The organism is Micromonospora sp. NPDC093244, assembly GCF_040683695.1.
Taxonomy (GTDB): Bacteria; Actinomycetota; Actinomycetes; order Mycobacteriales; family Micromonosporaceae; genus Micromonospora.
The window spans coordinates 16,093-29,543 of sequence record NZ_JBFBEO010000009.1 but is presented as its reverse complement, the minus strand read 5'-3'; the positions used below and the strand labels follow the sequence as shown (position 1 = coordinate 29,543).

The following is a 13,451-nucleotide window of genomic DNA, read 5'->3' as shown; positions in this document are numbered from 1 at the left end:
TGCTGAGAGAGCGCTCTCTCACCCGGCACGGTAATCGAACGCCGAGAATCTCGTCAATGTGTCCGGCTGGTTGCGTGCTGATGTCGCGATTTGCCGCCGGCGGGGCCGACCCGATCCCGGGGCCCGACGCGCGGCCGTCAGCCCAGGTCGTACCAGCGGGCCCACTCGTTCGCCACGGCGACCCGGACCGGGTCCGGGTCCGCCCAACTCCAGTTGGGGTGGGCCCGGTTGGTGAGAAGGACGAGCACGAGCCGGCGGTCGGGGTCGACCACCAGGGAGGTGCCTGTGAAGCCGGTGTGCCCGAAGGTGGTCGGACGGCTGATCCGGCCCATGAACCAGGGCTGGTTGAGCACCACGCCGAGGCCGTGGTCGCTGGTGCGACCCGGACGCTCGGCGTCGACCGCGGGCAGGCCCGCGTTGGCGTTGGTCAGCATCAGCCGTACGGTGCTCTCGGCCAGGAGCCGTTGCCCGCCGTACACGCCGCCGTCGAGCAGGAGCCGACCGATGACGGCGACCTCCTGCGCGGTGCTGAAGACGCCCGCGTGCCCGGCGACGCCGCCGAGGTGGTTGGCGACGTCGTCGTGGACGACCCCGCGCAGCAGCCCACGCGAGGATCGCGCGTCGGTGGCGACCATCCGGGCCGCGCGTTCGGCGCTGCTGATCCAGGTGTTCGGGGTGAAGCCGGTCCACAGTAGACCGAGCGGGTCGGTCAGGTTGGCCTTCAGTGCCTGGTCGAGCGTCTGGCCGGTGACCTTCTCGACGAGCTTGCCGGCGACCATCAGACCGACGCTCGAGTACCGGAACACGCTCCCCGGTACGGCGCCCGCGACCAGCGGAGTGGCGAGCACCGCCCTCCACCTCGCGTCCAGGGTGCCCGAGCCGGTGCCGCTGGCGCCGACCGGCAGGCCGCTCGTGTGCGCCAGCAGCATCGCCACGGTGACCGCCGACTTGCCGGTGCCTGTGAAGTCCGGCAGATAGCGCACCACAGGCGCGTCCAGGTCGAGGCGACCCCTCTCCACCTGCTGCAGCACGAGGATCGCGGTGTAGACCTTGGTGATCGACGCCAGGTCGAAGATCGAGTCCGGACGCATCTGGACACGCTGCGCCGCCGGCAGGAGCACCGGTCCCGCGTCGAAACGCAGGGCCTCACCCACGGTGACCCGCGCGCTCGTCTGCCCGTCCGTGCTGACCAGAGCCACCGCCCCCGCGTACGACGGGTGCGCGGGATTGTCGGCTGTGGGTTCCAGGTGTTCGGTGAGTAGGCGGGTCAGCCGTTTACCGAGCGTTGTCGCCACAGTGCCCAGGGAAATGGTGGCACCGCCACGACCGACGGCCACTGACGCGGCCGGCCGAGCACCCGTCTGTTCCACCGGGTGGGTCGCCTGGCGACCGGTGAGTGCCGCGGCGGCGGACAGGCCGAGACCGAGCAGCGAACGACGATTGAGGCGCACGGGGTGGATCATCCCAACCGGCCGGGCGTGTCGACAGCAGTCGACACGCCACGACTGCCGGACGAGATCAGCGGAGACCGGCGAACAGATCGTCCTCCGGCAGCGGCGCGTCGGTGGTGTCCCGGACCCGGACGAACGTCTCCATGCCCATCAGCTCGGTGAACCGCTCCCGGCCCAGCTGGAGGAAGAAGATGTTCTCGGTCTGGCTGGCGTGCGTGGCCAGGGCGTCGAACTTCTGCCCGCCGTACGCCCGGGTGTCCACCCAGGTGGAGATCTCCTCGTCGGGCAGGCCCAGCTGCGGCTGTGGCTCGTCCGGCTCGGCCCACTCGACGCCCATCTCCTGCATGATCTTGCCGAACTCCGCGAACGCCGTACGCGGCACCGTGGTCCAGTACACCTTCGCGGGGATGTCGGTCTTCGCGACGGCCGCCATCGTGATCCGGTGCGCCTGGATGTGGTCCGGGTGGCCGTAGAAGCCGTTCTCGTCGTAGGTGACCACGACGTCCGGGCGGTACCGCCGGATCAGCTCCGCCAACCGGTCCGCCGCCTCGTCCACCGGAGTGGTCCAGAACGAGCCGGGGAGGTCGTTGGTAGGCCACCCCATCATCCCGGAGTCGGCGTACCCGAGGGTCTCCAGGTGGGCGACCTTCAGCGCCGCGCAGCTGGCCTCCAGCTCGGCCTGGCGCATCGCCACGACGGACGCCGGGTCGTGCCCCGGGTCGCCGGGCTTGACCCCGCCCGGACCGTCACCGCACCGCCCGTCGGTGCAGGTCACGAGCACGGTCGTGACCCCCTCAGCCGCGTAGCGGGCCAGGACGCCGCCGGTGCTTGTCGCCTCGTCGTCGGGGTGGGCGTGCACCGCCATCAGGGTCAGGGTTCGTTCAACCATGCCGTCAGCCTACGAGGACCGGCGGGAATCGGTGGTGACCCGCGCCACGGCGCCACCGAGCGCGACCGCCGGGGCTACGACCAGAGTCGGCGCGACTTCGCCCGGTTGATCTGGCACATCGCGTCACCGAAGTGGGCGTTCGACGACGCGACATTCGACCGCAGCGGCACGGGCACAACCTGCCCCGGGAGGCGCCCCGCGCCTTCGCTGAGGCGGTGCTCGACGTCTGCGCTCAACGCTGAGTCCTCGGACGTTCCACGCGGACCGGGTCGCCGCGGACCAGCTCGTCGTGCACGCGCCAGCGGGCGGTACGCACCGCGCGCCGTGCGGCGTCGTCACCCTCCTCGACGCGCTGACGCAGCAGGCGCAACGCGATGCGGCGGTTGAGGGTGAACTGCCGCTCCGCGTCCACCACCACGACGATGCCCGACGGCCGGTGGGTCGCCCGTACCGCCGTGCTGGCCTTGTTCCGGTGCTGACCGCCCGGCCCGCCGGTCCGGCAGCCGACGATCTCGACGTCCGACTCCGCGAACGGCGTGGACGGGGCGTCGCCATGGGGCCGCCGCGCCGTGACGTACCAGTTCTTCCGGCCCGTGCCCGCCCGGTACGGGCTGGGTGCCTGCCAGCACAGGGTGCCGGTCCACGAGGCGGCGAACGCCTCCGCGTCCCCGCCGGAGATCCCGATGAGCACCGACCGGTAGGTGCCGGGCCGCTCACCCGGCACGGCCTCGACCTGCTGGACCGTCAACGCCTGACGGCCGGCGTCACAGGTGAGGCGGTGCAGCAGCCGGCCCACCGCCCACGCGCACTCCTGCGGCCCACGACCGGCGGACAGCAGCAGGTACGTGCTCACGGCCGGCCCCGCCCGTGCCGCCGGTCCCGCCGCCCGCTGCGGGACGCCGCCCCGAGGTCCGGCGTCTTGTACGTCACCAGGGGTGTCGTGTCGACCACCGGCGTGGCCAGATCGTGCGCGACGAGGTCCGCGATCACCTGCTCGATGCGTTTGTACGCCGTCGGCGCCTCCTCGAACAGCAGCTGCCGGTCGCCGCACACCACGACCGAGCCCACCGGCGTACGACGCAGCTCCTCCACCGTGTGCTTCGCCCGGCTGCGGCGCAGGGCGTCGGCGCGCGACATCTTGCGACCCGCGCCGTGCGCCACCGAGTGGTTGGCGTCCGCCCCGGCGTGGGCGGCCACGAGGCAGGAGGTCGTGCCCCGCGTACCGGCGATGAGCACGTCCCGGCCGTCGCCCGGCGCCGCGCCCTTGCGGTGCAGGTAGACCCCGTCGCGAACCTCGACCAGGTTGTGGCACTGGTCGACGATCGGTTCGGTCGGCTCGGCCCCCAGCGCGTACGCGACCCGCGCCGCGAGGATCCGACGGTTGAGCGAGCCCCACCGTACGGCGGCGTCGTGCAGCGCCAGGTAGGCCTCGGGGTCGACGGCCCGGCCGGCGCCGTGGACTTCGGTATGCGCCCGCAGGATCCGTTCGCCCAACCCCCGTGAACCACTGTGGACGATAAGCACGAGCGCGCCGGTGTCGAGCCCGAGACGGCTCGCGTGCCCCGCGTCGAGGACTGTGTCGACGCGTGCCAGTTCGACGAAGTGGTTGCCCCGGCCGACCGTACCCAGCCCGTCGAGGTGGCCCGCGGGGATCTCCGCCGGTACGACGGCCCAGGCCGGATCGTCGGCGTCGCGCCGCGGGTCCAGCGCGCGGTCGAGGTCGGGGAACCGGGTGGCGAGGCGTTCGGGTACGGCACGCCTGAGTCGGATGGGGAACACTGCGATGCCGCAGCCGATGTCGGAGCCCACCAGATGCGGGTACAGCACCGTCGACGCCATGGCGGCGCCGATCGGGGCGCCCTTGCCGGGGTGCAGGTCCGGCATCGCGGCGACGTGAACCATGCCGTCGAGGGCGGCGACCTGCTGACACTGTGCGAGCGCGTCGGACTCGATCCAGCTCGTGGGAGAGGCGAAGACGGCGACGGTGGCGGGCGTGCGGGAGTACACCTGGGACAAGGGGTGCTCACTGTTCTGAAGAGACGGACGGACGGCGGCGCGGCCCGGGAGTCGTCACCGGGGGCGCGAGCGGGGGTGTGTCCGTCAGTACGTCATGGGTGTCACTCTCGCGGAATCCGCGAGCACCCGGCAAGCGAGTTTTCCTCGCGGCATACGCTGCCGCGATGAGCGCACCGCGACGCATCCTGGTCTACGGCGTGTACGGCGCCGGCAAGTCCACCCTCGCCGCGCGCCTGGCAGAGCACCTCACGGTGCCCTGGTATCCGGTGGACGACCTGCTGTGGCAGCCGGGCTGGGTCGAGGTGCCTGTCGCGCAGCAGCGCAGCCGGATCGAGGAGATCTGCCGACGGGACCGTTGGATCATCGACGGGGCGTACCACGGCTGGCGGGACGTGCCGTTGGCCCGGGCCGACCTGGTGGTCGGCCTGGACTACCCGCGGTGGCGTTCGTTCTGGCAGTTGCTGCGCCGTACCGTGCGCCGTCTGGTGACCCGTGAGGTGATCTGCAACGGCAACCGCGAGTCGCTGGGCAGTGTGCTGTCGCACGACTCGATCCTGATCTGGCACGTCGCCGCGTTCGGCCGGGCGAGGCGACGGATGCGCGCCTGGCGGGATGACCCGTCCGTGCCCCAGGTGCTGCTGTTCGACTCACCGGCGGCCCTCGACGAGTGGCTGGCCGGACTGCCCCGCGGGTGAGCGTACGGGCCGGGCCTCAGCTCGCCGTCGCCGGTCGGACCGCGCGTCCCCGGACGCAGGGCGAGGACGGGCTGTTGCTTGTCGCCGGGAAACGGAACCGCAGCAGCTCCTCGATGACGAATCCCTGTGCCGTCACGGCGGCGACCGTGTCGCGGCCGGTGTGGCAGCCGGCGAAGAGCGTCGGCCACACAGTCGCGTCGAGCAGCCGCTGGACGCGCCGCAGACGGCCGGACTCCTCGGCGGCGACGTGTTCGAAGAACCGCAACTGGCCGCCGGGGCGCAGCACCCGGGCGGCCTCGGCGAGCGCGACCGCCTGGTCGGGCACGGTGCACAGCACCAACGCGACCACTGCCGCGTCGAACTGGCCGTCCCCGGCGGGCAGCGCCTCGGCCAGACCGTCGACGACCGTCACCGGCACGGGCGCCGTCGACGCCGCGCGCAGGGCCGCGGCCCGCAGGCGTGGCTCCGGTTCGACAGCGAGGACCTCGGTCACCGCGGGCGGGTAGTGGGGGAACATCCGACCGTTGCCCGCGCCGATCTCGATCACCCGACCGGACAGCCCGGCGACCAGCTCCCGTCGGTGCTCCGCCGTGCCCGCGCGGTCCATGGCGACGCTGAGCCGCTCGTACACCCGGGCGAACACGGGGTGGGAAACCGTGGCCATGCCGACCTCCAGTGGTGGTGAACTCCGCGCACCGTTCTCCGGCGATTGTCACGCAAGCGCGCACGGTCTCCGTCTTACTGGTCAGGGGAGGAGGCCCAGACGCCGCACCAGCTCCCGCACCGCCCGAGTGAACGGCTCGTCGGACTCACCCGGCCAGTGCCCCTCGATCGGGGGCGGCACGCTGTCGCTGGGCGGTGTCACCACGTCACGGGGGTCGCGCTGGCGGCGGTCCACCGCGTCCGCCGGGTCATCCGTGCCGGGCGGAACCGGCGACCGGTGGGCGGAGAAGAGCCAACCGCCGATGGGGTCCGTGTCGCGCCACAGGTTCACCCAGCGCCAGCCGACCCGCCTGCCGATCTCCCGCAGCGCGGCGTCGTCGACGTAGGCGGGGAAGAGCCGCGCGTACAGCCGCCGCAGCGGCGAGCCGTGGGTGAGCAGGGCGACCCGGTTGCCGACGTGTGGCGGCAACTGGAGCACCGTCGCGGCGAGCAGGACCGAGCCGTGACTGTGCCCGGTGAGCAGCACCGCGTCCCCGCGCCCCACGAGGTACGTGATGCGCCGGGTCAGCTCCGGCACGGCCCGTTCGGAGTAGCAGGGCGGCGCGAACGGGTGGGCGGCCCGCGGCCAGAAGGTGCCGAGGTCCCACAGGACGCCCACGTGCCGCCGGAACGGGACCGTCCGGTACGCGAAGACACCGCCGACGACCAGGCCGAGGATGATCGCCGCGATCGCCCAGCTGGTGGACGCGATGCCGAAGGTGACGGCGTGGGCCGGCAGCCCGGCGAACCGCTCCACGACGTCACTCGGGAACTGCCCGAGCAGGCCGATGGTGGCGGTGGCCGTTCCGAGCCCGGCGAAACAGCCGTAGGCGACCGCAAGCGGCACCAGCTTCTCGGTGAACCGGGCGCGAGCTATGGCGTTTCGGACCTGCCGCAGTCGAGGCGCCGCCTCCGCCGGCGGATCCGGGTAGTCGTGCGCGACGATCGCCGCCGCGGCCCGGCGCCGGGCGCGTCGGGAGACGAGCACGAGCAGGCCGGCGACGACAAGCGTGAGCACCACCGCGCGCAGAAAACCGAAGACCACCCAGGTGTACGCCGGGGGAGGGCCGGTGGCGATTCCCTCCCCGGTCGGCAGATCGCGGTCCAGGAAGTCCGCCGCCCGGTAGACCAGTTCGGCGGAGTACGCCACCGCGACACTGATTCCCGTCGCCGCGACGAAGAGGGCCCCCAGCCCGAACATCGACGTGACGCCCCGCCCGCGGTCGCGCCGCCACAGCAGCACCACGCCGAGGACGGCCAGCAGCGCCGTCTGCGCCAGGAACACGCCGGCCAGTGTGGTGTCGTAGCCGGGAAGCCCGCGCTCGTGGCTCCACGGCTGGGAGCTGACCAGCGTGTGGACCATGACGACGACGGTCAGGACGACCGCGACGGTCCGCAGCGCGGAGGTGATCCGGTCGAGGCGGCGGTCGGTGGCGCCCCTGTCGATCAGCGGCGGTGTGCAGAGCAGGCCCACACAGGCGGCCAGGACCACGGCGGTGGCCACGCCCAGCCCGATCGTGGTGACGGTGGCGCCGGTCGCGGCCCGGGCGAGCAGCAACGTCAGGTCCAGCGTCGCGAACGCGGCGGCGACGTGGATGGAGCGCAGCCGCCCCACGAGCGGCTCGGCGTCCCACTGGCCGATGGCGCCGAGGGGAAGGTCGGAGACGTCCCGCTCGGGTGCGCGGAACGCGGCGAACGCCCGTCCCGGCCGGTTGCTGGACCGCCAGACCAGGCCGATGGCGGCGGCGGGCACCAGCGCGAGCACCGCCAGTCGCAGCCCGACCGGTTGCCCACCCAGCCAGGACAACCAGCTGCGGCCGGCCAGGCAGCGGGGCGAGGCCGCGCACGTCCAACCGACCAGATCCAGGGCGACGCCGGAGATGGCGAGCACGTACAGCGCGGTGAGGGTGAGCGCCAGCACCCGGCACAGGGACTTGACCACGGCCTCCGAGCGGGGGTCCGCCGGACGCATCCAGATCGCGACGTTGACAAGCATGAACGGCAGCAGGAAGACCAACGCCAGGGTGCGGGCCACCGTCCCGGACGGCAGGTCACCCCAGCGGTACGCCTCGAGCGTCACCCCGTGCGTGGCGCCGGTGTCCGTACGCCCGGGTCGTTGCCTGTAGAAGCCTCCGCTGCGGTCGCCCGCGACCTGCGTGATCTGCCGCAGGTCAAGCACCTGGTCGGGGCTGGCGCCGGAGACGCCGTGCACCCGCACCTCCACGACGTCGCCGGGGACGTCCGGCCCGCTCAACCGCGCTGATCCATCCGACATCGCCCTCCGACGCGTCCTGACCGGCATCGGGCAGGTCCTTGCGCCGAGGCCGGGCCACCAACTCCGCGTTCTACCCGGCCGGGGCGGCCCCAACCGCCGGCCGGCGGCTCACGCGCTCGCGACCGGGTCGGCTCACTCGGACCGCCCGGAGCGGGCCAGCTGCCGGTAGGCGCGCGGTGAGACGCCGGTGGCGGCAGGTACTTCGACGACAACCAGGAGGTGGAGGTCGTACCCGGCGGGTCGGACGCCACCGGCGGGGTGGCCGCTCACGCGCTTGACCCGGCCGCCGCCGACCGGCTCTGGACGTACGCCGAGAAGGCGGTTGTCACGCGCTGAGCACGATGCGGCCATCGGCGGCGCGGTACGGGATTGATCCGGTTGACCCCGGGTACGTGCCGCCATGGTCGATGTCGGTCGGCAGGGAGCGGACGGGGGCACGCCGACCCGGACCGGCCTGGCGGCGAGGCTCACCGGGCTGCGTGAGCGTTCGGTGGTCGAACTGCGGGACCGGGGGCGTCGGGTCCGCGCGATCGGCGGGCTCGCCGTGCAGGCCGGACTGGCCGCGGCGCTGTCCTGGCTGGTGGCGCACGAGCTGCTGCACGTCTCGCAGCCGGTGTTCGCCCCGATCTCGGCGGTGTCGACGCTCGCCGCGTCCGTCGGCCAACGGTTGCGCCGCACCATCGAGCTGGTCATCGGCGTCACGGTCGGGGTGCTGATCGGCGATCTGCTGCTCCTGGTGATCGGCACCGGCTGGTGGCAACTCTCCCTGATCGTCGTCCTGGCCGTCCTGGTCGCGTTGTTCCTGGTCGGCAGCGCCGCGGTGATGATCCAGGCCGGCGCCACGGCGGTGCTCATCGTCGCGCTGACTCCGGCCGTGCGGGACCTGGAGATCCCCCGCTTCGTGGACGCCCTCATCGGGGGATCGGTGGCGCTGCTGGTGACGGCCGTCCTGCTGCCGCTGAACCCGTTGCGGGTGCTCAACCGGGCGGCTCGGCCGGCGCTGGACCTGCTCACCGCCCAGCTCGACGCGACGGCGTCCGCCCTGCGGGAGGGCGACGTCGCCCGTGCGCGTGCCGCGTTGACCGCGCTGCGGGAGAACACCGATGAGGTGAACGCCCTGATCGAGGCGACCAAGGGCGCTCGGGAGGCCAGCACCCTGTCGCCTGTCAACTGGCATCACCGGCACGGGCCGGTGAGCCGCTACGCCCGGATGGCCGAGCCGATCGACCGGGCGATGCGCAACAGCGGGACGTTGATCCGCCGGGCGGCGACCCTGATCGAGGACGGCGAGCCGGTCCCGGAGCCGATGCCCAGGGCGGTCGCCGACCTGGCCGAGACGGTCCGGCTGCTCAAGCAGCAGTTCGCCGCCGGCGACGAACCCCTGCGGGCGCGGGAGGCGGCGTTGCGGGCGGTCTGCGCGGCGGGTGACGCGTACCGGGCGGGCGTCGGGTTCTCCGGCGCCGTCGTGGTGGCGCAGGTCCGGACGACGGTCAGCGATCTGATGGTGTGCACCGGGCTGACCCAGGAGGCCGCGAACCGGCTGGTCCGGCGCGCCTTCGGTGAGCTTCGGCCACTCGCCGCCTCCAGGGATGACGACGGTCTGGCACCACCGGCGACAGCAGATTGAGCCATAGGTGTTGCACACTGAGCCAAAGTGGTGCCATGATGGTGCCATGGAGCTGAGGTCGTACGTCGAGAACCTGCGAACCGAATTCGCCGTTGCGGCGGAGGGAGTCGACCCGGAGGCACGGGTGCTGGCCGAGAGGCTCTTCACCCAACTGGAGGCGGCCACCCGCCTCACGTTGCTGGAGGCGCTGTCCGACGCCGCCGACGAGATCACCCGGGAGCTCGCCCCGGGGTCGGTGCACGTCCGGCTGCGCGGCCGCGAACCCGACTTCGTGGTGACACCGGCCAACCTCCCGGTCGACCCGGCGGGCGAGGTCACCGGACCATCCCCGATGCCGGCCCCACTGCTCCCGCCCGAGGGCGACGACGGCGGCACATCGCGGATCAACCTCCGCCTGCCCGACCACTTAAAGGCCAGCGTCGACGAGGCGGCCAGCCGGGCCGGGCTGTCGGTAAACGCCTGGCTGGTACGCGCCGTCGCCGGCGCGGTCGCGGCCGGCGGGACGGACCGGCAGCCACCCCGCCGACCGGAACCGCCCCGATCCGGCCAGCACTTCACCGGCTGGGCGCGCTGACCCCCGTACCCCCTCTCCTTCCTCCGCCGCCCACCGGCGGTGACCTTCGCCGACCACCTTCCGGGAGACCGCCATGCCTGTTTTCGACACGCCAGAGCCGATTTCCGTCCAGATCGAGATGCCGGTGGGGGACGCGTGGATCGCCGCCACCGACCGCACCGACACCGTGGTCCAGGTGCGACCCCGGGACCCGTCGAGCAAGGCCGACGTGAGCGCGGCCGAGCAGACCACTGTCGAGTACGCCGCCGGGAAACTGCTGATCAGGGTGCCCAAGAGCTGGCGCCGCTACGGCTTCGGGTCCGGCCCGTCGGTCGACGTCCTGATCGAGCTGCCCACCGGGTCGCGGCTGCACGCCGAGGCGTCCTGGGCGGCGTTCCGCTGCGAGGGCCGGCTCGGTGACTGCCGCATCAAGACCGGCAGCAGCATCCGGCTCGACGAGACCGGGCCGCTCGACATCGACAGCAGCCACGGCGAAGTCGCCGTCGAACGCGTCGCCGGCTCCGCCCGGGTGAAGGCGTCCTCCGGCAAGGTCCGCATCGGTGCGGTCGACGGCACCGCCGAGATCAAGAACTCCTCGGGCGACTGCTGGATCGGCCAGAGCGGCGGGGACGCGCGGATCAACACCGCGTACGGCGACATCACCGTCGACGCGTCGACGGCCTCGGTGAACGCCCGTACCGCCTACGGCAACCTCCGGTTGGGCCAGGTCGTACGCGGAGCGGTCGAGTTGCAGACCTCGTACGGGGCGATCGAGGTAGGCGTGCGCCGCGGCACCGCCGCCTGGCTCGACGTCAGCTCCCGACACGGCCGCGTGCACAACGCGCTCGAGACGACCGACAGCCCGGCGCAGACCGACGAGACGGTCGAGGTCCGGGCGAACACCTCCTACGGCGACATCACGATCCGCCGCGCCTGATCCACCTCCACGAATCGAGGCAACCCATGACCAGATCCCGACCAACCGCGATCAGCGCGACAGGTCTACGAAAGTCCTACGGGGACAAGGTGGTGCTCGACGGCATCGACCTGGAGATCGCCGCAGGGGCGATCTTCGCGCTGCTCGGCCCCAACGGCGCCGGCAAGACCACCACCGTGCGGATCCTGTCCACCCTCATCGACGCCGACGGCGGCGAGGCCCGCATCGCCGGGCACGAGCTGAGCCGGCAGGCCGACGCCGTACGCGCCCTGATCGGCGTCACCGGCCAGTTCTCCGCTGTGGACAACCTGCTCACCGGGCGGGAGAACCTGCGGCTCATGGCCGACCTGTGCCACCTGGACCGGGCGGCCGGGCACCGACGCGTCGAGGACCTGCTCGTCCAGTTCGACCTCGTCGACGTGGCGGGCAAGCCGGCGTCGACGTACTCCGGGGGTCTGCGCCGACGGCTCGACCTCGCGATGACGCTTGTCGGCGAACCGCGCGTCATCTTCCTCGACGAGCCGACGGCAGGCCTCGACCCGCGCAGCCGCCGCGCCATGTGGCAGATCATCCGCGACCTCGTCGCCGGCGGCGTCACCATCCTGCTCACCACGCAGTACCTGGAGGAGGCCGACCAGCTCGCCGACCGGGTCGCGTTCCTCGACCACGGCCGGCTGATCGCCGAGGGCACCCCACGCGAGCTCAAACGGCTCATCCCCGGCAGCCACGTCGTCCTCCAGTTCGCCGACCAGGCGGAGCTTGACGCGGCGGCGCACACCCTCACCGAGTCCACCCGCGACGACGCGGCGCTCACCCTCCAGGTGCCCAGCGACGGCGGGGTCGGGTCGCTGCGCTCCCTGCTCGACCAGCTCGACCGTGCCTCGATCAGCGTGGCCGGTCTCGCGCTGCACACCCCCGACCTCGACGACGTCTTCCTCACCCTGACCGGCCAACCCGACCACGAAAGGGCCATGGCGCGATGAGCACCCTCACCCTCGCCGTCCGCGACTCGGGCACGATGCTGCGGCGCAACCTCCTGCACATGCGGCGCTATCCCTCGTTGACACTCATGCTCATCGGCATCCCGGTCATCCTCCTGCTGGTCTTCGTCTACGTCTTCGGCGGCACGCTGGGTGCCGGCCTCGGGCCCTCCGGAGGTCGTGCCGAATACGCCAACTACGTCACCCCCGGCATCCTGCTCATCTCCGTGGCCAGCGCGGCGCAGGGCACCGCCATCGGGGTCGCCATGGACATGACCGAGGGGATCATCGCCCGGTTCCGGACCATGGCGATCTTCCGACCGTCGGTCCTCACCGGCCACGTACTGGGCAGCGTCATCCAGACGATGCTCGCTCTGGTGGCCGTCGTCGGAGCGGCGCTGCTCGTCGGGTTCCGACCCGACGCCACACCTGTCGAGTGGCTCGCCGTGGCCGGTGTCCTCATCATGATCACCGTGGCGGTCACCTGGCTCTCGGTCGCCCTCGGCCTGGTGAGTGAGAGCGTCGAGACGGCGAGCAACCTGCCGATGCCTCTGGTGCTCCTGCCCTTCCTGGGCAGTGGGTTCGTCCCCACCGACTCGATGCCGACGGCGGTGCGGTGGTTCGCCGACTACCAGCCGTTCACGCCCGTCATGGAAACCCTGCGGGGCCTGCTGTTCGGCACCGGGATCGGCGTCAACGCGATCCTCGCGGTCGCCTGGTGCGCCGTCATCACGGTGCTCTGCTTCCTCTGGGCCAAGGCCCTGTACAACCGCAGTCGGGCCGCCTGATCCGGCGCTCGACGCGCGGCCACCCGCACCGCCGGCGGCCCGGCTCCCGCAAGGGGCCCGGGCCGTCGGTCGTGCCCGCGTCGGCGAGCGTGCGGAGGCGCGACGGAAACGTCGAATGTTATCGATAACACCGATCATCGCCCCGGCGCGGCGGGGTGCGCGCCTTCCTGCGGGGCGCTCGGCCCCGAGCCCGGCGGTGCGCGGGCGTCGTTCCATTGATCTGATCATGCCGGCGCGGCGCTCGGATGATGTTATCGCTGACATCGCCGGTGCCGGTGCCGGGCGTCGTGACTGGATGGTCCTCGCGCGGCTGTGCGGGGACGCTGCGCTCGTCGTCCGGCCCGCCGACGGCCCGCCCGTCCGGTCGCCGGCCGGCGACCGGCCCCTCGTCCGGCGTCCGCGGCGGGCGCCGGGATCGAGTGTTTTGCACCGTTCCGGTATCAACGCGCCCGAGTCGATCCGGCCCTGTCGTTCCGTTACGTAGCTGTTGCGGTCAGATGTCTTGACGACGCTGGATGTGAGCGTTAACACTATCCCC

At 72.3% G+C, this 13,451-nt stretch carries 12 protein-coding genes; 6 read left to right on the top strand and 6 right to left on the bottom strand.

Going from position 1 to position 13,451, the window contains the following annotated elements:
- Positions 1 to 137: 137 nt before the first annotated feature.
- The 4 genes from AB0N27_RS28185 to AB0N27_RS28170 form a co-directional block, all read right to left on the bottom strand.
- The gene (locus tag AB0N27_RS28185; protein WP_364376158.1) at positions 138 to 1,451 is read right to left on the bottom strand and encodes a serine hydrolase domain-containing protein; all 1,314 of its coding nucleotides are present in this window, start codon (positions 1,449 to 1,451) and stop codon (positions 138 to 140) included.
- Between the two features lie 67 nt (positions 1,452 to 1,518).
- Positions 1,519 to 2,340, bottom strand: a complete 822-nt coding sequence (locus AB0N27_RS28180; RefSeq protein WP_364376155.1) for a PIG-L family deacetylase — start codon at positions 2,338 to 2,340, stop codon at positions 1,519 to 1,521.
- Between the two features lie 232 nt (positions 2,341 to 2,572).
- On the bottom strand, positions 2,573 to 3,193 hold the full coding sequence (gene prfH, locus AB0N27_RS28175) for a peptide chain release factor H (protein WP_364376152.1): 621 nt from the start codon (positions 3,191 to 3,193) through the stop codon (positions 2,573 to 2,575).
- Complete coding sequence (locus tag AB0N27_RS28170; RefSeq protein ID WP_364376148.1) at positions 3,190 to 4,356, bottom strand: RNA ligase RtcB family protein; 1,167 nt, start codon at positions 4,354 to 4,356, stop codon at positions 3,190 to 3,192. Before AB0N27_RS28170 ends, prfH begins: the two co-directional genes overlap by 4 nt.
- A 164-nt stretch (positions 4,357 to 4,520) precedes the next feature.
- On the opposite strand from AB0N27_RS28170, the gene AB0N27_RS28165 reads away from it, so the two are divergent.
- Positions 4,521 to 5,051, top strand: coding sequence for an adenylate kinase (locus tag AB0N27_RS28165; protein WP_364376145.1), 531 nt, complete (start codon positions 4,521 to 4,523; stop codon positions 5,049 to 5,051).
- 16 nt (positions 5,052 to 5,067) lie between these two features.
- Here AB0N27_RS28165 and AB0N27_RS28160 read toward each other — a convergent pair whose 3' ends face one another.
- Positions 5,068 to 5,715 carry a class I SAM-dependent methyltransferase gene (locus tag AB0N27_RS28160; RefSeq protein WP_364376142.1) on the bottom strand — a complete coding sequence of 216 codons (648 nt, stop codon included), beginning with the start codon at positions 5,713 to 5,715 and terminating at the stop codon, positions 5,068 to 5,070.
- Between the two features lie 81 nt (positions 5,716 to 5,796).
- A complete protein-coding gene (locus AB0N27_RS28155) occupies positions 5,797 to 8,028 on the bottom strand; it encodes a hypothetical protein (RefSeq protein ID WP_364376139.1) in 2,232 nt (743 codons plus the stop codon).
- Between the two features lie 400 nt (positions 8,029 to 8,428).
- Here AB0N27_RS28155 and AB0N27_RS28150 point away from each other — a divergent pair, with 400 nt between their 5' ends.
- From AB0N27_RS28150 to AB0N27_RS28130, 5 genes are all read left to right on the top strand, one after another.
- A complete protein-coding gene (locus tag AB0N27_RS28150; RefSeq protein ID WP_364376136.1) occupies positions 8,429 to 9,655 on the top strand; it encodes an FUSC family protein in 1,227 nt (408 codons plus the stop codon).
- Between the two features lie 46 nt (positions 9,656 to 9,701).
- Positions 9,702 to 10,229 carry a hypothetical protein gene (locus tag AB0N27_RS28145; RefSeq protein ID WP_364376133.1) on the top strand — a complete coding sequence of 176 codons (528 nt, stop codon included), beginning with the start codon at positions 9,702 to 9,704 and terminating at the stop codon, positions 10,227 to 10,229.
- 73 nt (positions 10,230 to 10,302) lie between these two features.
- Positions 10,303 to 11,145 (top strand): DUF4097 family beta strand repeat-containing protein, encoded by an 843-nt coding sequence (locus AB0N27_RS28140; RefSeq protein WP_364376130.1) that lies wholly within the window; start codon positions 10,303 to 10,305, stop codon positions 11,143 to 11,145.
- A gap of 26 nt (positions 11,146 to 11,171) precedes the next feature.
- Positions 11,172 to 12,128, top strand: coding sequence for an ATP-binding cassette domain-containing protein (locus tag AB0N27_RS28135; protein WP_364376127.1), 957 nt, complete (start codon positions 11,172 to 11,174; stop codon positions 12,126 to 12,128).
- Positions 12,125 to 12,913, top strand: coding sequence for an ABC transporter permease (locus AB0N27_RS28130; RefSeq protein WP_364376124.1), 789 nt, complete (start codon positions 12,125 to 12,127; stop codon positions 12,911 to 12,913). The genes AB0N27_RS28135 and AB0N27_RS28130 overlap by 4 nt, the downstream gene beginning before the upstream one ends.
- Positions 12,914 to 13,451 lie beyond the last annotated feature (538 nt).

Coding starts and splice junctions, on each gene's coding strand:
- AB0N27_RS28165 (WP_364376145.1), top strand. CDS start 4,521: ATGAGCGCACCGCGACGCATCCTGGTCTACGGCGTGTACGGCGCCGGC.
- AB0N27_RS28180 (WP_364376155.1), bottom strand. CDS start 2,340: ATGGTTGAACGAACCCTGACCCTGATGGCGGTGCACGCCCACCCCGAC.
- AB0N27_RS28160 (WP_364376142.1), bottom strand. CDS start 5,715: ATGGCCACGGTTTCCCACCCCGTGTTCGCCCGGGTGTACGAGCGGCTC.
- AB0N27_RS28145 (WP_364376133.1), top strand. CDS start 9,702: ATGGAGCTGAGGTCGTACGTCGAGAACCTGCGAACCGAATTCGCCGTT.
- AB0N27_RS28130 (WP_364376124.1), top strand. CDS start 12,125: ATGAGCACCCTCACCCTCGCCGTCCGCGACTCGGGCACGATGCTGCGG.
- AB0N27_RS28155 (WP_364376139.1), bottom strand. CDS start 8,028: ATGTCGGATGGATCAGCGCGGTTGAGCGGGCCGGACGTCCCCGGCGAC.
- AB0N27_RS28140 (WP_364376130.1), top strand. CDS start 10,303: ATGCCTGTTTTCGACACGCCAGAGCCGATTTCCGTCCAGATCGAGATG.
- AB0N27_RS28150 (WP_364376136.1), top strand. CDS start 8,429: ATGGTCGATGTCGGTCGGCAGGGAGCGGACGGGGGCACGCCGACCCGG.
- AB0N27_RS28135 (WP_364376127.1), top strand. CDS start 11,172: ATGACCAGATCCCGACCAACCGCGATCAGCGCGACAGGTCTACGAAAG.